The organism is Streptomyces sp. NPDC051315 (genome assembly GCF_044455165.1).
In the GTDB taxonomy this organism is placed as follows: Bacteria; Actinomycetota; Actinomycetes; order Streptomycetales; family Streptomycetaceae; genus Streptomyces.
The window spans coordinates 169,232-186,946 of record NZ_JBITEN010000005.1; the positions used below are offsets into that span (position 1 = coordinate 169,232).

Annotated in this window: 16 protein-coding genes and 1 pseudogene; 11 read left to right on the forward strand and 6 right to left on the reverse strand. The window is 73.4% G+C overall.

The features are described 5' to 3' along the window. The first annotated feature begins 8 nt into the window (after nt 1–8). From rhaS to ACIBBD_RS12135, 6 genes are all read left to right on the forward strand, one after another. Nucleotides 9–1,091, forward strand: a complete 1,083-nt coding sequence (rhaS, locus tag ACIBBD_RS12110; protein ID WP_399419241.1) for a rhamnose ABC transporter substrate-binding protein — start codon at nt 9–11, stop codon at nt 1,089–1,091. A 17-nt stretch (nt 1,092–1,108) separates the two neighbouring features. Beyond that, nucleotides 1,109–1,429 (forward strand): L-rhamnose mutarotase, encoded by a 321-nt coding sequence (locus ACIBBD_RS12115; protein ID WP_067280349.1) that lies wholly within the window; start codon nt 1,109–1,111, stop codon nt 1,427–1,429. Nucleotides 1,430–1,489: 60 nt separating this feature from the next. Further along, complete coding sequence (locus tag ACIBBD_RS12120; RefSeq protein WP_399419242.1) at nt 1,490–2,914, forward strand: BNR repeat-containing protein; 1,425 nt, start codon at nt 1,490–1,492, stop codon at nt 2,912–2,914. Nucleotides 2,915–2,993: 79 nt separating this feature from the next. Further along, nucleotides 2,994–4,013, forward strand: coding sequence for a LacI family DNA-binding transcriptional regulator (locus ACIBBD_RS12125; RefSeq protein ID WP_399419243.1), 1,020 nt, complete (start codon nt 2,994–2,996; stop codon nt 4,011–4,013). Between the two features lie 101 nt (nt 4,014–4,114). Further along, nucleotides 4,115–5,416, forward strand: a complete 1,302-nt coding sequence (locus tag ACIBBD_RS12130) for an alpha/beta fold hydrolase (RefSeq protein ID WP_399419244.1) — start codon at nt 4,115–4,117, stop codon at nt 5,414–5,416. 64 nt (nt 5,417–5,480) lie between these two features. Then, a complete protein-coding gene (locus ACIBBD_RS12135; protein WP_399419245.1) occupies nt 5,481–6,224 on the forward strand; it encodes a PIG-L deacetylase family protein in 744 nt (247 codons plus the stop codon). Nucleotides 6,225–6,319: 95 nt separating this feature from the next. Here the strand turns inward: ACIBBD_RS12135 and ACIBBD_RS12140 are convergent. Further along, a pseudogene (locus ACIBBD_RS12140) lies at nt 6,320–6,490 on the reverse strand (DUF5999 family protein); the annotation flags it as partial. 181 nt (nt 6,491–6,671) lie between these two features. On the opposite strand from ACIBBD_RS12140, the gene ACIBBD_RS12145 reads away from it, so the two are divergent. Further along, the gene (locus ACIBBD_RS12145) at nt 6,672–7,502 is read left to right on the forward strand and encodes a pentapeptide repeat-containing protein (protein ID WP_399419246.1); all 831 of its coding nucleotides are present in this window, start codon (nt 6,672–6,674) and stop codon (nt 7,500–7,502) included. On the opposite strand, the gene ACIBBD_RS12150 is transcribed toward ACIBBD_RS12145, so the two are convergent. Beyond that, complete coding sequence (locus tag ACIBBD_RS12150; RefSeq protein ID WP_399419247.1) at nt 7,464–8,999, reverse strand: cytochrome P450; 1,536 nt, start codon at nt 8,997–8,999, stop codon at nt 7,464–7,466. The two genes, ACIBBD_RS12145 and ACIBBD_RS12150, sit on opposite strands and share 39 nt — an antisense overlap. A gap of 109 nt (nt 9,000–9,108) precedes the next feature. On the opposite strand from ACIBBD_RS12150, the gene ACIBBD_RS12155 reads away from it, so the two are divergent. Together ACIBBD_RS12155 and ACIBBD_RS12160 are read left to right on the forward strand one after the other, a co-directional pair. Next, entirely contained in the window at nt 9,109–9,729 is a 621-nt protein-coding gene (locus ACIBBD_RS12155) for a TetR/AcrR family transcriptional regulator (protein ID WP_399419248.1), read from the forward strand. A 226-nt stretch (nt 9,730–9,955) separates the two neighbouring features. Then, complete coding sequence (locus tag ACIBBD_RS12160) at nt 9,956–10,681, forward strand: DUF2470 domain-containing protein (protein WP_399419249.1); 726 nt, start codon at nt 9,956–9,958, stop codon at nt 10,679–10,681. Here ACIBBD_RS12160 and ACIBBD_RS12165 read toward each other — a convergent pair. The 3 genes from ACIBBD_RS12165 to ACIBBD_RS12175 all read right to left on the reverse strand — a co-directional run bounded on the left by ACIBBD_RS12165 (nt 10,649) and on the right by ACIBBD_RS12175 (nt 14,255). Next, a complete protein-coding gene (locus ACIBBD_RS12165) occupies nt 10,649–11,899 on the reverse strand; it encodes a lactonase family protein (protein WP_399419250.1) in 1,251 nt (416 codons plus the stop codon). The two genes, ACIBBD_RS12160 and ACIBBD_RS12165, sit on opposite strands and share 33 nt — an antisense overlap. Before the next feature lie 452 nt (nt 11,900–12,351). Beyond that, nucleotides 12,352–13,605 (reverse strand): FUSC family protein, encoded by a 1,254-nt coding sequence (locus ACIBBD_RS12170; protein ID WP_399419251.1) that lies wholly within the window; start codon nt 13,603–13,605, stop codon nt 12,352–12,354. Nucleotides 13,606–13,760: 155 nt separating this feature from the next. Further along, nucleotides 13,761–14,255 carry an FBP domain-containing protein gene (locus ACIBBD_RS12175; protein WP_399419252.1) on the reverse strand — a complete coding sequence of 165 codons (495 nt, stop codon included), beginning with the start codon at nt 14,253–14,255 and terminating at the stop codon, nt 13,761–13,763. 522 nt (nt 14,256–14,777) lie between these two features. On the opposite strand from ACIBBD_RS12175, the gene ACIBBD_RS12180 reads away from it, so the two are divergent. Next, complete coding sequence (locus tag ACIBBD_RS12180) at nt 14,778–16,067, forward strand: ROK family protein (RefSeq protein ID WP_399419253.1); 1,290 nt, start codon at nt 14,778–14,780, stop codon at nt 16,065–16,067. A 90-nt stretch (nt 16,068–16,157) separates the two neighbouring features. Then, nucleotides 16,158–16,412, forward strand: coding sequence for a hypothetical protein (locus tag ACIBBD_RS12185; protein ID WP_399419254.1), 255 nt, complete (start codon nt 16,158–16,160; stop codon nt 16,410–16,412). 251 nt (nt 16,413–16,663) lie between these two features. On the opposite strand, the gene ACIBBD_RS12190 is transcribed toward ACIBBD_RS12185, so the two are convergent. Continuing rightward, nucleotides 16,664–17,692, reverse strand: coding sequence for an SDR family oxidoreductase (locus tag ACIBBD_RS12190; protein ID WP_399419255.1), 1,029 nt, complete (start codon nt 17,690–17,692; stop codon nt 16,664–16,666). Between the last annotated feature and the right edge of the window lie 23 nt (nt 17,693–17,715).

The window sequence follows — 17,715 nt, forward strand, 5'->3', positions numbered from 1 at the left end:
GAACAGCCATGCGCAAGTCATCCCTCCGTCGTGCCTGCGCGGCGCTCGCCGCCGTCACCTCCCTCGCCCTCGCGGCCACCGCCTGCGGCGGCACCACCAAGGAGGACGTGAAGAAGGAGAGCACGGGCGCCGCCGCCTCCGGCGGCAAGGCCGACCCGAACGCGGCCACCAAGAAGGGCCTGACCGTCGGCTTCCTGCCCAAGCAGGTCAACAACCCGTACTTCACCACCGCCGACAAGGGCGGCGAGGCGGCCCTGAAGGAGCTGGGCTCCAGCTACAAGGAGGTCGGCCCGTCCAGCGCCACCGACACCTCCAGCCAGGTGAGCTACGTCAACACCCTCACCCAGCAGCAGGTCGACGCGATGGCCGTCTCCGCGCAGGACCCGGGCGCCCTGTGCACCGCGCTCAAGCAGGCCATGAGCAACGACATCAAGGTCGTCACCTACGACTCGGACACCAACCCCGAGTGCCGCAACGCCTTCGTCTCGCAGGCCTCCGCCGAGGACCTCGGCCGCACCGAGGTGCAGTTGCTCGCCGAGCAGATCGGCTACAAGGGCGAGATCGCGATCCTGTCCGCCGCGCAGACCGCGACGAACCAGAACATCTGGATCGACTTCATGAAGGACGAGCTGAAGGACCCCAAGTACAAGGACATCAAGCTCGTCAAGGTCGCGTACGGCAACGACGACGCCCAGCAGTCCTTCCAGCAGACCCAGGGCCTGCTCCAGGAGTACCCGAACCTGAAGGGGATCATCTCCCCGACCACCGTCGGCATCAAGGCCGCCGCCCAGTACCTGTCGGGCTCCAAGTACAAGGGCAAGGTCAAGCTGACCGGCCTCGGCACCCCCAACGACATGCGCAAGTACGTCAAGAACGGCACCGTCGACGCCTTCGAGCTGTGGGACCCGGCGAAGCTCGGCGCGCTGGCCGCGCAGACCGCCGTTGCCCTGGTCTCCGGCCAGATCACCGGCAAGGAGGGCGAGACCTTCAAGGCCGACGGCACCACGTACACCATCGGCAAGGACGGCGTGATCAGCCTCGGCAAGCCGACCGTGTTCGACGCCAAGAACATCGACCAGTTCAACTTCTGATCCCCGGAGGGGTGTTGATGCAACGCGTGTGCTTCCTGCTGAAGGTCCGGGCCGACCGCCTCGACGAGTACCGCGAGCGGCACGCCGCCGTCTGGCCGGAGATGCTCGAGGCCCTCTCGGCCACCGGCTGGCACAACTACTCGCTCTTCCTGCGCGAGGACGGCCTGCTCGTGGGCTACCTGGAGACCGAGGACTTCGCCGCGGCCCAGGCCGGCATGGAAGCCACCGACGTCAACGCCCGCTGGCAGGCGGAGATGGCGCCGTTCTTCGAATCGCTGGACGGCGCCCGGCCCGACGAGGCCATGAAACCGCTCACCGAGGTGTTCCACCTCGCCTGACTTCCCCGCGCCGCACCCCCGTCCCCCTCCCGCACCTCGCCGACAACGGAGTCCACCGAGATGAAACGACGCACGCTGCTGGGCGCAGCCCTCGCCGGTGCCGTGGTGACCCCCGCTCTCGCCTCCGGCACCGCACGAGCCGCCGACCCCGGCCCGTCGGTCACCCGGACCGGTACCACGACGCTCGACAGCCAGGCCATCTTCTTCGTCTCCTACGACGGCCTGGTCAACAACAACTCGTTCCAGAAGAACGGCCTGCTGACCTACAAGGGCTACCAGTACGCCGTCTGGTACACCGCCGACCGCAACGCCGTCGTCGGCCGCCGTGTCCTCGGCGGCACCACGTGGTCCACCGTCAAGGTCGGCCACACCCTGCGCTACAACGACTCCCACAACGTCATCTCCATGGGCGTCTCCAAGGTCGACGGCCGCCTCCACCTCACCATGGACTCCCACAGCGACGGCTTCACCTACGTCAAGTCGGTCGCCGGGCTCATGGACAACCCCGCCGGCCTGAGCTGGACCACCAGCCGCTTCGGCGCCCCCCAGTCCACCCTCGACGGGCTGGCGCTCACCTCGCAGTTCACCTACCCGCAGTTCGTCTCGACGCCCGACGGCAGGCTCCAGCTCAGCTACCGCGCCGGCATCTCCGGCAACGGCCGCAACGCGCTCGCCGAGTACAACGGCACCTCCTGGACCAACCTCGGCGAGTGGACCAGCTCCACCGGCACCTACACCAGCGAGCACGGCTCCAGCACCGCCCGCAACATGTACCTGCACGGCATCGACTACGACAGGAACGGCCGCCTGCACTCCTTCTTCACCTGGCGCGAGCAGAACGGCGCCGTGATGTGCTCCGGCGGCGGCATCACCAACCACGACACCGGCTACGTCTACTCCGACGACCGCGGCCGTACCTGGCGCAACAACGCCGGCACCGTCGTCGGCACCACCGGCGGCTCCGACCGGGTCGCCGTCACCGACGCCGGCCTGGTGGTGGACCCGCTCGACCCGGACCACTCCCTGATGAACCAGGAGAGCCAGTTCACCGACTCCGCCGGCCTCCCGCACGCGATCATCAGCTACGTCCCCGGCCGCTTCGGCCAGTGCACGACGAACTACGTCGCCGACCGCACCGCCAACGGCCGCGCCTTCCACCTCCGCAGGAACTCCTCGGGCACCTGGCAGAAGACCGAGATCCCGGTCCCGCTCAACTCCAGCCAGCGCACCAAGCTGGTCCTGGACAGATACGACAACGCCTACGCGGTCCTCCCCTTCGGCCGGATCGCGGGCGCGTCGAAGGCCTCCGGTCACACGGACTGGAGGCTGCTCTTCGACGGCAGCGGCCTCAACGCCTTCGGCGAGGTCGTCATCGACGAGACGCGTGTCGCCCAGGACAACGTCCTGTCCGTCATGTACCAGGAGAAGTCGAGCGGGACGACCCCCTCGGCGCTCCGCGTCGTCGATTTCAGGCTCCCCGCCTGACCGGTCTGGTGTGCGGCGGGATGACGGTAATGTGAAGGCCTCTCCCGCCGCCCCTCGTCTACCTGGAGGTCCTCACCTCATGGCCCAGTCGGTGGGTATCAAGGATGTCGCCCGTGCCGCCGGAGTCTCCGTCGGCACGGTGTCCAACGTCATCAACCGCCCGGACACCGTCGCCACGGAGACCCGGGCCCGCGTGCTGTCCGCGATAGACCGACTCGGCTACGTCCGCAGCGAGTCCGCGCGCCAGCTGCGCGCCGGCCGCAGCAGGATCATGGGGCTGCTCGTCCTCGACATGGGCAACCCCTTCTTCGTCGACGTCGCCCGCGGCGCCGAACGGGCCGCCCGCCGGGCCGGGCTCGGCGTCATGGTCTGCAACAGCGCCGAGAGCGTCGGTGAGGAGGCCGAGTACCTGGCCCTCTTCGCCGAACAGCGGGTGCGGGGCGTGCTGCTCACCCCGGCCGACGCCACCGGACGCAACATCGACTCCTTCCGCCGGCACGGCATCCCGTTCGTGCTGGTCGACCGGGTCTCCGAGGGCACCGCCGAGTGCTCGGTCTCCGTCGACGACGTGGCCGGGGGCGCGCTCGCCGTCCGCCACCTCATCGACGCGGGGCACCGCTCGATCGCCTACGTCAGCGGCCCGCCCGGCTTCACCCAGGTCCGCGACCGCCGCACCGGCGCCCTCAGTGCGCTCGCCGAGGCGGGCCTCGGCCCGGAGCACCTGCGCGAACTGCCCACCGAACGGCTCGACGTGGCCGCGGGCCGGGACGCGGGCGCCCGCCTGCTCGGCCTCGCCGACCGCCCGACCGCCGTGTTCTGCGCCAACGACCTGCTCGCCCTCGGCGTCCTGCAGGCCATGTACGCGGCCGGCGTCAACGTCCCCGACGACCTCGCCATCGTCGGCTACGACGACATCGAGTTCGCCGCCGCCGCGGCCGTCCCCCTCACCTCGGTGCGGCAGCCCGCCGTCACCATGGGCGCCCTGGCCGCCGAGATGCTGCTGGAGGAGACGGAGGAGAACGGAGGCCGGCACGAGCACCGGCGGGTCGTGCTCCAGCCGGAACTGGTGGTGCGGCGGTCCAGCCTGTCGGCGCGCTGAGCCGCCGTTCAGTAGCCGCTCGTGCTCCCGGGGTCGGCGGCCGGCCGGTCATGTGCTGAACTGGGACGCGGTCCGCACACCGATCGTCCCGGGAGCCCCTGTTGCCACTCAGTTACCGCCAGCCCGGCGTCGTCCTCACCGACCGCCACTTCACCGTGCCCCTCGACCACGCCGACCCGGCCGGGGAGACGATCGAGCTGTACGCCCGTGAGGTCGTCGCGAGCGACAGGGCGGGCCAGGACCTGCCGTGGCTGCTCTACCTCCAGGGCGGACCCGGCTTCGGCGCCAACCGCTTCGTCGGCAAGCCCGCCTGGCTCGGGCGCGCGCTGAAGGAGTACCGCGTCCTCCTCCTCGACCAGCGCGGCACCGGCCACTCCACGCCCGCCAACCGCCAGACGCTCCCGCTGCGCGGCGGCCCCGCCGAGCAGGCCGACTACCTCACCCGCTTCCGCGCCGACTCGATCGTCCGCGACTGCGAGCTGGTGCGCCGCGAGGTCACCGGCGGCGCCCCCTGGACGGTCCTCGGGCAGAGCTTCGGCGGCTTCTGCACGGTCACCTATCTCTCCTTCGCCCCCGAGGGCCTCGCCGCCGCCGTGATCACCGGCGGTCTGCCCTCCCTGGACGCCCACGCCGACGACGTCTACCGCGCCGCCTACCCGCGCATGGAGCGCAAGGCAGCCGCGCACTACGCCCGCTACCCGCAGGACGTGGAGCGGGTCCGCCGTATCGCCGACCACCTCCTGACGCACGAGGTGACCCTCCCGAACGGTTACCGCCTGACCGTCGAGGCCTTCCAGTCGCTCGGCGCCCTCCTCGGCGGCAGCGAGGGCAGCCACCGTCTGCACCACCTCCTCGAGGAGGCCTTCGTCCCCACTCTGCGGGGCCCCGCCCTGTCGGACGCCTTCCAGGAGGAGATCCAGGGCCTCCTCTCCTACGCGAGCCACCCCCTCTACGCCCTCGTCCACGAGGCGATCTACGGCCAGGACACCCGCCCCACCGCCTGGTCGGCCGAACGGGTGCGCGCGGAGTTCCCGCAGTTCGACGCGGCGAAGACGCTCGCGGGCGACGGGCCGCTGCTGCTGACCGGGGAGACGGTCCACCCCTGGCTCTTCGACTGCGACCCGGCGCTGCGGCCGCTGCGCGATACCGCCGACCTCCTCGCCGCCCGCACCGACTGGACACCGCTGTACGACCCCGCCCGCCTCGCCGCCAACGAGGTCCCGGTCGCGGCGGCGATCTACCACGACGACCTGTACGTCGACACCGCCCACTCCCTGACGACGGCCCGAGCCGTCCGGGGCCTGCGCACCTGGGTCACCGACGAGTTCGAACACGACGGCGTCCGGGCGGGCGGCCCCCGCGTCCTCGACCGCCTGCTGGCCCTGACCCGTGACGAGGCCTGACCCGGCGGGCGACGCCGCGGGACGTCGCGGGTACGGGGGAGCGGGCCCCGGTTAGTCTGCGGGCATGACCGAGCCGACGACCACTCAGCTCCAGCCGATGCCCGAGGACTGGTCCCGCGCCCTCGCCGTCGTGGCGCACCCGGACGACCTCGAGTACGGGTGCTCCGCGGCGATCGCCGCCTGGACCGACGCCGGCCGCGAGGTCGCCTATGTGCTGGCGACCCGCGGCGAGGCCGGCATCGACACGCTCCCGCCCGCCGAGTGCGGCCCGCTGCGGGAGCGGGAGCAGCGGGCGAGCGCGGCCGTCGTCGGCGTCTCCACGGTCGAGTTCCTCGACCACCGGGACGGCGTGATCGAGTACGGCACCGCCCTGCGCCGTGACATCGCCGCCGCCGTCCGCCGGCACCGCCCCGAGCTGGTGATCACCCTGAACCACCGTGACACCTGGGGCGAAGCCGTCTGGAACACGCCCGACCACGTGGCCGTCGGCCGTGCCACCCTCGACGCGGCCGGGGACGCCGGCAACCGCTGGATCTTCCCCGAACTGGCCGACGAGGGCCTCGAGCCGTGGGACGGCGTCCGCTGGGTCGCCGTCGCCGGATCAGCGTTCCCCACCCACGCCGTGGACGCGCGGCCGGGTCTGGAGCGGGCCGTGGCCTCGCTGCTCGAACACCGCACCTACATCGAGGCGCTGACCGACGAGGAACCCGAAGCGTACGCCCGCGGCTTCCTGACCGGCGTCGCCGGTTCGCTGGGCGAGCGCTTCGGCGGCAGGCCGGCGGTGGCGTTCGAGTTGATCAGCCGCTAGGAAACCGCGCACGACCCGTACCTCGGCCGAGGCCGGACGACAACGTCAGACGGGGAGACGACGGGAGGACCGGGGACGGCGGGAGGGCCGGGGACGCGGTGCGGGTCCACGACGCGGCCGTCCGGCAGGAGTTCACCGGTGTCGTCGAAGACGACGGTCCCGTCGCACAGCAGGCTCCACCCCTGCTCGGGGTGGGCCGTGACCACGACGGCCGTGTGACGGCCGGCGCTGTCCGCGGCCGGGCACGGGGGCTGGTGACTGGGCATGACGTACTCCTCGGTCCGTCGGCTCCTGCCGCTGCCGGCTCGTGACTCCGTGATAGCGGACGTTGTTTTCCGCCGGATGAGAGGAATCCCACACGGCCCGGAACCCGGCGGTGAGGCGCGCACCGGGCGGGGGACCATCGCGGTGACCGCCCCAGGACCGCAGGTCAGTAGGGTGGACGGCATGCGAGAACAGACGGTGGACCCGGACGGCCTGCGCGGTGACTGCGCCAACTGCTTCGGGCTGTGCTGTGTCGCCCTGCCGTTCGCCCGCTCCGCCGACTTCGCGATCGACAAGGACGCGGGCAGGCCGTGCCCCAACCTGGGGGAGGACCACCGCTGCGGCATCCACACCCGGCTGCGGCAGAAGGGCTTCACCGGCTGCACGGTCTACGACTGCTTCGGCGCCGGGCAGAAGGTCTCCCAGGTCACCTTCGGCGGCCGGGACTGGCGCACCGCCGACCGCGAGCACGCCCGCCGCGTGGTCGAGGTGTTCCCGGTGGTCCGGCAGCTCCACGAACTGCTGTGGTACCTCACCGAGGCGCTCGCCCTGCCCGCCGCCGCCCCCCTCCACCCGAAGGTGCGGCGGGCGCTGGAGAAGACCGATCGGCTCAGCCGGCAGACCCCCGGCGAACTCGTCGCCCTGGACGTGGCCGCGCACCGCCGGGACGTCAACGCCCTGCTGCTGAAGGCCGGCGAACTGGCCCGCGCGGGCATACCCGGGCGCAAGAAGCAACGCCGCAACGCCGACCTGATGGGCGCCCGTCTCAAGGGGGCCGACCTGCGCGGGGCCGATCTCCGCGGCGCCTACCTGATAGCCGCCGACCTCACCGGAGCCGATCTGCGCGGAGCGGACCTCATAGGGGCCGACCTGCGGGACGCCGACCTGACGGACGCCGACCTGACCGGGGCGTTCTTCGTGACCCAGCCGCAGCTCGACGCGGCGCGGGGGAGCGCCGGCACCAGGCTGCCGGGATCACTCACCCGACCCGCGCACTGGACAGCGGGGCGCTGACCCGCCCTCGTCCGGGGCCGGCCCGCCCGGCGCCGGAGGGGGCGTACGACGCTCCGGGCGCAGCCGCAGTCCCTCGGGCATCAGCGTCAGCCGCTCGGTCACCCGCAGCCGGTAGTCCGGGTCGGGGCGCAGCTCGTAGCGGCGCAGCAGCAGTCCCAGGACGAGCGTGGCCTCGTGCAGCGCGAACTGCCGGCCGATGCAGGCCCGCGCTCCCGTGCCGAACGGCTTGAAGGTGTGCGGGGCCCGCGCGCGGACCGCCCCCGCGTCGAAGCGGTCCGGGTCGAACTCCTCGGCGTCGGCGCCCCACACCTCGGGGTCGCGGTGCACCATCGGCGTCAGCACCAGCGCCCAGGCGCCCCGCAGCATCGGATGCTCCCCGGCCAGCACCGTGTCCGCGCGGGCCTCCCGCGCGAACGCCGGCGCCGTCGGCCACAGCCGCAGCGACTCGTCCAGCACCCGGCGCACGTACCGGAGCTTCGCCACCTGGTCGTACCCGGGTGCCGCGGCGTCCGCCCACACCCGGTCCACCTCGGCGCGGGCGCGGGCGGCGACGTCCGGGTGGCGGGAGAGGTAGTGCAGGGCGAAGGAGAGCGCGCCCGAGGTGGTCTCGTGACCGGCGACGAGGAAGGTGATGACCTGACGGCGGACGTTCTCGGCCGACAGCCGCTCGCCCGTTTCGGGGTGGGCGGTGCCGAGCATCCGGTCGAGCAGGTCGCCGTTCCCGCCGCCGTCCGCGCGGCGCGCCCGGACCAGGTCGTCGACGGTGCGGTTGAGGTGGGCGATGTCCGCCTCGTTGCGGCGCGAGGCCCGCCACAGCAGCCGCGGTGACGGCACGGTGTTCAGCCGCTGCGCGTAGCTGAGCGTGCCCACCATCGCGGTCACGAACGGGTGCGGCCGGGGGCGTTCGAAGGAGCCGAAGTCGTGCCCGAAGCCGGTGCGCGCGATGGTCTCCAGGGTCAGTTTGGTCATGTCCCCGGGCACGTCCACGGCCCGCCCGGCGGCCGCCGCGCGGTCCCACTGGCCGGTGAGCCGCTCCGCCACGTCCAGCATCATCGGGTGGTAGGCGTGCATCGCCTCCCGGCTGAAGCCGGGGGCCAGCACGTCGTGCGCCAACTGCCAGTTGGGCTCGTGGTTGTACGCCGTGAACAGCCCGTCACCGGCGACCGGCCGCAGGTTCGCCACGCCCAGCCCCACGTGCTTGGCGAACCGTGCCTCGTCCGCCAGGTCGGCGGCGAGCCGCCCGCCCCCCACGAACACGAACTCCCTGCCGAAGGCGCGGCGCCGGAATATCGGCCCCAGTCGGCGGCCGAGCCGCAGGGAGTCCTGAAGGGGGGTCCGCCGGCTCGTGCCCAGCACGTCTCCGAGCAGCGGGAGCCGGTGGGGCGGGTGCGGGATGCGGTGCAGCCCGGGCCACCCGAGCTCGGCGCTGCGGAACCCTTTCGGCAGTCCGTCCCCGGTCGTCGTCGCGGGCGTCGCCCCGGTCGTCGTCCCCGCCATGACGCGATCTCCCTTGAGTCAGCGGCACGTTGAGCCTGTTGTACGTGGGTTCAATAGCGCGGGGTCAGTCTTGTCCCGTTGTTGAACCGACGTCAAGTAAAGTGCGCGCATGGCCGCCAACCAGGGGGAGCGCACACGGCGTCGCCTCAGCACCGGGGAGCGCAGGGAACAGCTTCTGTCGGTCGGCGCGCGCCTGTTCTCGGAGAACCCCTACGACGAGGTGTGGATCGAGCAGGTCGCCGAGATCGCGGGGGTCTCGCGGGGGCTCCTCTATCACTACTTCCCGACCAAGCGGGACTTCTTCGCGGCGGTCGTCGAGCGGGAGAGCGAGCGGATGCTGCGCATGACGGCGGCGGTGCCCGGCGTCCCCGTCCGCGAACAGCTCACCGCCGGTCTGGACACCTACCTGGAGTACGTCCGCGCCCACGCCCACGGCTACCGCGCCTTCCACCGCGCGGACGCGGCCGGTGACCAGGCCGTGCGGCGCGTCTACCACCGCGCCCTCGCCGCCCAGGAACGGCAGATCCTCGCCGCCCTGGCCGCCGACCCCGAGTTCGGTCCGCTCCTCCAGGACCGCCCCGACGTGCGGCTGGCGGTGCGGGGCTGGCTGGCGTTCATAACGGCGGTGTGCCTGGAGTGGCTGCGCGGGTCGGACGAGTCGCTGTCGCGGGAGCAGGTGCGGGAGCTGTGCGCCAGGGCGCTGCTGGGGGTCGTCGCGCCGCCGGAGTGATCCTCGGCCGGCCGGCCGGCCGGCGCGGAGCCGGGGACGTGCCGGGGCGCCGCGCCCCGCCTCTGCTGCCGGCGGGGGCCTGGGTGACGAGGCCCCTTCGGGGGCGCGTTTCCGTCACTCCGAGGAACGGCGACCGGGGCCCGATCAGGACCGTGGTGACCACCATGGTTGGCGCGGACCCGGATCTTCGGTAGGTTAGGCAAGGCTTACCTAAGGAGGTTCTGGGATGGGTGACAGCCACAGCTGGACGGCCGCGCCTGCCGCGGCCGAGCGGGCCCGGTCGGTGCTCGCCGCCTCGTGGTCCTGCGCGGTGACCGCGGACGGCGGCCGCGAGGAGTTCGTCGGCGCGCACACCGTCGACGAGGACGGGCGGGTCCACCTGCACGTGCCGGAGGACAGCGCCCTGCTCGCGGCGGCGATCTGCGCGCCGCGCGGCGAGCCGTCCGCGGTGCTCGAGTTCGCGGACGTCGCGCCCGTCCCCGTCCGAGGCCGTATCCGCGCCCGGCTCTGGCTCGCCGGCTGGTTCGTCCCCGAGGACGGCCACCTGGCCTTCCATGCCACCCGCGTCGTGCTGAAACAGCCCTCCGGCACGGTCGTCGTCGACCTCGAGGAGTTCGCCGCCGCCGCACCCGACCCGCTCGCCACCGCCGAGGCCCAGCTCCTCACCCACCTCGCGGACGCCCACCCCGACGCCGTGGAGCGGCTCACCCGGCTCATCGGGAGCGACAGCCTGCACGGCGCCGTCCGCGTGCAGCCGCTCGCCGTGGACCGGCACGGACTGACGCTGCGCATCGAGCGCGCCCGCGCCCACGGTGACGTGCGCCTGCCCTTTCACGCGCCCGCCGACGACGTCGGGCAGCTCACCGAGCGCATGCACGTGCTGCTCACGCAGGCCGCCACGGCCTCCTGCCCGCGCGCCCTACAGCGGCAGCGCACAGACGGCGACGGGTGACGCGAACGGCTCGCCCGCGAGCCGCAGAGCGCCGGTGGCACCGTCCACGTGGAAGACGCTGACCGTGCCGGACCGCTGGTTGGCCGCGAACAGCAGGCCGCCGTCCGGCGAGAGGGCGATCTGCCGGGGGAAGTCCCCGGCCACCGGCACCGTGCCGAGCAGCCGCAGCCGGGCCCCGTCCGCCCGCACCGCGTAGCGCGCCAGCGTGTTGTCCCCGCGGTTGGCGAGATAGGCGTACGCGCCGTCCGGGGTGACCGCGAACTGCGCCGGATGGTTCGTGTCCGCCCTGGCACCCGTGGACTGCGGCGCGCCGATCGTGAGGCGGCCGGTGGACGGTTCGTAGGCGCAGACCGCGACCGTGTCGTCCGCCTCGTTGGCCAGGTAGGCGTACCGGCCGCGCGGGTGGAACGTGAGGTGGCGGGGGCCGGCGCCCGGGCGGGTGTGCGCCTGCGCGACCTCGGTCAGCGTGCCCGACCGCTCGTCCAGGCGGTAGGTGTAGACCGTGTCGGTGCCGAGGTCGACGGCGAGGACGTGTCCGCCGTCCGGCGCGGTGACGAACTGGTGCGCGTGCGGCCCGTCCTGGCCGGGACCGGGCGCCGGACGGCTGTGGGTGACCCGGTCGGTGCGTTCACCGAGCGCTCCGGAGGCGTCGATCGGGTGCACGGTGACGCTGCCGGAGCCGTAGTCGGCGCTCAGCAGCCAGCGTCCGCCCGGGTGCACGGACAGCTGGCACGGATGGGCCCCGCCCGTCGCCCTGCTCCCCAGCACCTCACGGTCCGCCAGCCGTACGGCGGTCACGGTTCCGCGCTCGCGTTCGTTGACCGCGTACAGCGTCCGGCCGTTCGGGTGCACCGCGAGGTACGACGGGTCCTGGACGCCCGTGACCGTGCCCCGGCGGGTGATCCGGCCCGAGGCGGGGTCGTACGTGGCGAGGCCGATGCCCGTGCCGCCTCCCTCGGCCGAGGTGTAGGTGCCGAGGTAGAGCGGCCGGGGACCGGAGGGCTTACCCGACGACCGGGACGGCGAGGCCTGGGGCGCGGCGCCGGACGGCCCGTCGGATGCGGCATCCGGCGTCTGCGACCGCGCCCGCGGGGAGTCCGTCGCGCCACCGCAGCCGACGAGCGCCGAGGCCGCGGTCGCCGCGCCGAGCACCCCGAGCGCCCCGACGAAACGGCGCCTGCTCCAGTCGCCGCACGCCGCTTCCGTCCCACTGCTCATGTCCCGCACCTCAGGTCGTCGTCCGCCACCGCCGGACCACCACCCTGGCGCGCGGGGACCACCGAACGCAAAGCCCGCTCGCGGCGCACCGCGTCCGGGCCGACGTCGTCCCGGCGCCGTAGGGCGCGGCCCTACCGGGTACGGAGGTCCTCCCGCCCGCCCCCGCAGCGTCCTGCCCGCCACGCGGCGTGCGGCCGGCGTGCCGGACCCTGGCCGGCACGCCGTGTACGGGCCGGCACGCCGCATACGGGCCATGCGCCGCGACGGGGGCGGCCCCCCTCGCGACGCGGGCCAGGGAGCTATGCCCAGGCGCATGGTCGTCGGCGCGGGCCGCGGCGAGCCCGACGATCCTCGCCCGGCACCGCCGAGCGGACGTACCGACGCGGCGGGCACGGGCGGCTCCTTACCGCCGCGCGTGCCCGCCCCCGCCGCCCCTACCGGTCACCGTTGCCTCAGAGGGAACGCCCGTCCATCCCCGTACGGCTCCGCCACAGCTTCTCCTGGACCCCCATGCGCTCGCGCAGCCGGGTCAGGCGCGGCAGCCGGGCGCGCTGTTCCTGGGACACACGGTCCAGTTCCTCCAGGAGACGGCGGGAGCGGTGCTCGGTGTCGAGCTCGTCGAGGATGCGGTTGACCTCGGTCAGCACGGCACCGTGCAGCTGCCACTGCCGGGCGTCGTGCTGGAGCTGTTCGAGCAGCAGCTGGGCCAGCTTGTCGCGGGTGGCGGCGGCCTGCCGCAGTTCCGCGGTGAGCCGGGCCTCCGCGGCGTCCGCGTTGAGGCTGACGTGCGTGGTGACCAGCACCGCGAAGCTCACCACGGCGTCGGCGATCTCCGACAGCAGCCGCTCCACCACCTCGCCGGTCTCGGAGGCGAACAGCGGCTCCTCGTCACGCTCCTTGGCCAGATCGGTGAGCGTGCGGGCCAGCACCCGCAGGACGACCGTGCAGATCTCCAGCGTGTCCAGGCCGGTGCGGAGCACGACCCGGTGCAGCAGACCCTCCCGCACGCGGGGATTGAACCGCAGACTGTCCTCGGCCTGCCGCAGCGCCGCGTCCACCTCGACGATGTCGTGGTCGAGGCGGCGCGCCTCGTACAGCCGGGCGGTCGCCTGCTCCACCTCCGTGCGGCCGGCGGCCTGCTCCCCGATGCGCAGCATCAGCTGCCGGAGCCGGCGGGCCAGTCCGTCGATGGACTCGCCGGCCTCCTCCACCCACACCGGAGGGGGCAGCAGGAGGTTGATGCCGAGTCCCACCACCGCCCCGATCAGCGTCTCCAGGATCCGCGCCCACGCCGTGTCGCCGACGGTGGTGACCCCGAGCACCAGCATGGCGCTGATCGCCACTTCGGGCACGTACTCGTCGACGCGCACCAGGTGCCCGACCGCCAGCGACGCCACGATCAGCAGCGCGAGACTCCACCAGGTCAGCCCCACCAGCAGGCTGAACGCGATGGCGACCAGCACCCCGGCCACCACCGAGTTGACCCGGCGCACACCGTTGGTGAGTGTCGCGAACAAGGTGACCTGGACGACCAGCAGCGCCGTCAGCGGCGCGGTCAGGGGGGCGGCCTCGGGACTCAGCCGGAGCGCGACGACATAGGCGATCGTCGCCGCCGCGGCGGACCGCAGGGCCTGGACGACCACGGGTTCCCGGTGCCGTTGCACGAGCCGGACAAGGGGCGCTGCACGCTCACGTACTTCTGCCATCCCTTGGCCAGTTCCCGTTCCTCAGGTACCTCGAACGTATCTTTGGCCAGCCGGAGGATCTGAGGGGGCGGAGCGGTCGTGGCGGAGCCGCGCGAGCGGTGGCAGCCGGTCCCGGTGGGGCCGGGGCCGGTCCCCTCGCGCGGCGGAGCCCCAGGTCAGGCGTACAGCTTGTCCAGGAAGGCGGACAGGTTGCCCGTGGTCCGGGCGATCTGCTCCTCCAGGGTGAGGCTCTCCTCGAAGCGGCCTCCCCCCTCTGGCGTCTTCCGCCCCCGGACATACAGAGAACAAGCCAGATCCGTGCACATGTACAGGCCCACCGAGTTGCCCTCGCGGCCCGCCGTCCCCGCCTTGCGGGCCGTCATCAGCGAGACGCCGCCGCCGGGATGCGTGGTCAGACAGAGGGAGCACATGCTGCGGTGCAGGAAGCCGCGTTGCGAGGAGGGGAAGCGGAGGGTGACGCCGACGAGCCGCCCGTCCCGCTCGGTGACCAGGTAACTGCGGTCGGGCGCCCCCGGATCTCGCCAGCCGAGGAAGTCCAGGTCGTCCCAGGGGCGTGCGTCGAGATCGCGCGGCACGGACAGACGCTTGGCCTCGCCCTTGGAGCAGTTGACGAACGAGTCGCGGATGTCCTTCTCGGTGAGTGACCTCATGGGGGCCTCCTGGGGTGTCGTGGGGCGTCCTGAGTGCCCTGCGGCGTAACCTAGGGAGACTAGGTTTCTGCCTACAGTACGCACCGGCGGTGAGGGCGAGCGACTGGATTTTCCGTATCGCCGACGCCCACTCCGCCGATCGTTTCGCTGGTCCTCCCGCCGACTACCGCCCGCTACCGCCGAGGCTGCTCCGCCGACTGATCCGCCCCCTGCTCCGCCGACTACCCGCCCGCTACGCCGCCGGCTCTTCCACCGGCGCGGCGGCGGGCGCCGGCGGCCACACACCCGTCGCCGCCCCCCGGCGCGCAGGCGCGGGCCAGCTCCCCTCCCCGGCAGCGTGAGCGTGTCGTCGACGATGTCGCTCACCGGGTCCGCGGTCAGCTCGCCGTGCCGCGGGGCGCAGCGCCGCGGGCTGTCGGACCCCGCGTTAAGCTCACATCGTGAAATAAGGGGTGGAGAATGTCGCGCCCGGCCCTCCCACGGCGGTATGTTGCAGGTCGGGCAGGGTGCGAAGGGAGCCACATGACGGGGCGGAACGGGCGTACGGTACGCGATCTCAGGCGGGCCAACCGCACGGCCGTACTGCAACGGCTCTACTTCGACGGACCCCTGAGCCGCTTCGAGCTCGGGCCGGTCACCGGTCTGAGCTCCGGCTCCGTCAGCAACGTCGTCGCCGACCTGGTCGCCGACGGGCTGCTGGAGGAGGCGGGCAGCGTCGACTCCGACGGCGGCCGGCCGCGCACCCTGCTGCGGGTCGCCCCCGCCAGCGGCCACATGATCGGCGTGGACGTCGGCGAGACGCGCGTGCGCGTCGAGCTGTTCGACCTCACCCTCACCGAACTCGCGCGCGCCGAGCGCCCGTTGCAGCAGCGGCGGTACGAGGTCGACGGCATCGTCGGGCACATCCGCGACGGTGTCGCCGAGGTCCTCGCCGCGGCGGATCTCTCCCCCGAGCGGCTGCTCGGCGTCGGGATCGGCGTCCCCGGCATCGTGGAGCGCACCCCCGACCGGGGCGCCGTCGTGCACGGACAGACGATCGGCTGGGACGCGGTGCCGCTGGAGGAACTGCTGCGCCGGGGCTCGCCGCTCCCCGACACCGTGCCGTACTTCATCGACAACGGCGCCAAGACCCTCGGCCAGGCCGAGATGTGGTTCGGCGGCGGACGCGGCGCCGGCAACGCCTGCGTCGTGCTCTTCGGCTCGGGCGTCGGCGCCTGCCTCGTCACCCCCGACGTCGAGCACGGCCGGGCCGTGGAGTGGGGTCACCTGACCGTCCGGGTGCGCGGGCGCCGCTGCCGCTGCGGGGCGCTCGGCTGCCTGGAGGCGTACGCGGGCGCCGAGGCGCTCCTCGACCGCTGGCGCGAGGAGGGCGGCCGGCCGCCCGAGGGCGGCGACGAGGAGAGCGCGCTGACCGCCATGCTCGCCGCCGCCTACCCGGCCGACGGCGACACGGCCGACCCCGTCGCCCTCGCCGTCCTGGAGGAGACCGCCGAGTACCTGGGCGCCGGGCTCTCCGACCTGATCAACCTCTTCCAGCCCGAGCGCATCCTCATCGGCGGCTGGGCCGGCCTCCAGCTCGGCACCCGCTTCCTGCCCGCCGTACGCCGCCACGCCACCGCGTACGCGCTGCGCCACCCGGCCCAGAAGGTCACCGTCGAGCTGGGCCGGCTGGGCCCCGACGCGGTCACCGTGGGCGCCGCGATCCTGCCGCTGGCCGACTTCTTCGCCCGGGGCGGACGGCGCCCCGAGCCCCTGCCCAGCGGCCCCGAGCCCGCTTGGCGCACGGCGCTGGAGGAACGTACTCCGCACTGACGTTTCGCCGGACGGGGCGGAGGTACTCGCGTGAGGCCGTCCCGCGCGACCGCGGGCGGCGCCGCACGACCCCGGAAGGAAGGACGCCCCGTGGCCGACCACCGCCTCGAAGGACCCGGCGAGAACGGCACGCCGGTCCCGCGCGACCTGCCCGACCAGCAGGCCGACGCCGGTGAGGACCCCTGGGAGGTCGCCCCCGCCCGGGCCGACGTGGACGAGGCGGAGGACGAGGAACCCGCCACCGACGTCCCCGACACGGACGAGGCGGGTACGGGCCGGCAGGACGCCCCCCGGCCGACCACCGCCCCGTCCGACCACCCCGTCCCCGACGAACCGGCCGACTGACCGCGGTTCCCGGCTCCCCGCTTTCCACCGCATCCGGTGCACCACCGCCCGGTCCCGTGCGTCCTCGTGCCGCGGCCGACCGGGCGGTGCACGTCGTGCCGCGGCGTGCCGCTCGTCGTGCCGACCGCTCGTCCGGAGGAAGGCCGGTCCGGTCGCGCCGTCGTCGTGTCCCGGAGGAAAGCGGGGGTGAAGGTGGCGCCGCCGTGCGGTGTGTGGGTCCGCACGACGGCGCGACCGGCGCCGACCGGGCCTCACCCCACCTTGCGCCCGCGCAGCGGTTCCGTCGGGGCGCCCTCGCCGGAGCGCATGCCGTGCAGGAACTCCTCCAGCACCTCCGTCGCCGCGCGTTGCGGGCGCCAGCCGAGTTCGACCCGGGCGCGTGTGCAGTCCATCAGCGGCAGGCGCAGGACCGCGTCGAAGAGGTGCGGGGAGGCGGGCAGCAGACGCAGGTTCCACGCGGCGGCGATCGCCGAGCGGGCCGCCGTACGGGGCAGACGCACCGTACGGGCGTCGAACATCTCGCCGAGCAGCCGTGCGTCGACCGGCGGATCCGCCGCCAGGTTGAACGGCCCGCGCACATCCGTGCGCACGGCGAGCCGGTACGCCTCGGCCGCGTCGTCGGTGTGCAGCGCCTGCATCCGCAGCCCCGGCACGTCCGGCAGGAACGGCAGCAGGTCCGGACGGGCGATCGGCCCCGGCAGGAACCGCCCGCCGAAGATGCGCCGCTGCTCGCTCGCCGACTCCCGCTTGAACAGGAACGCCGGCCGCATCCGCACCACCCGCATGTCCGGATGGTCGCGCTCGAAGATGTCCAGGGCCCGTTCCAGATAGGCCTTCTCCCGGCAGTACGCGGCGTCCGGCCACCCGTGCGTCGGCCATGACTCGTCCACCGCGCGGTCCTTCGGGCCCGGCGAGTACGCGCCCACCGACGAGGCGTGCACGAGCGCCGGCACCCGCGCGGCGGCCGCCGCCTCGAAGACCCGCATGCTCCCGAGCACGTTGGTCCGCCACGTCACCGCCGGATCGTGCGTCGGCTGGAACGCCCAGGCCAGATGCACCACCGCGTCCGCGCCGTCGAACACGCCGTCCAGACCGGTCTCCTCCGACGCCAGGTCGACCGCCGCCCACTCCGTCTTCGGCGGCGCCCACTCCGGGATCCGCCGGGCCAGACCCACCACCGACCCGATCTCCGGATCCTCCGCCAGGAGCCGCACCACACTGGTGCCGACATTGCCGGTGGCGCCCGTGACCACGACCTTCCTGCCCGACCCGTTGCTCACCGTCGACTCCTCTCGCCGTGTCC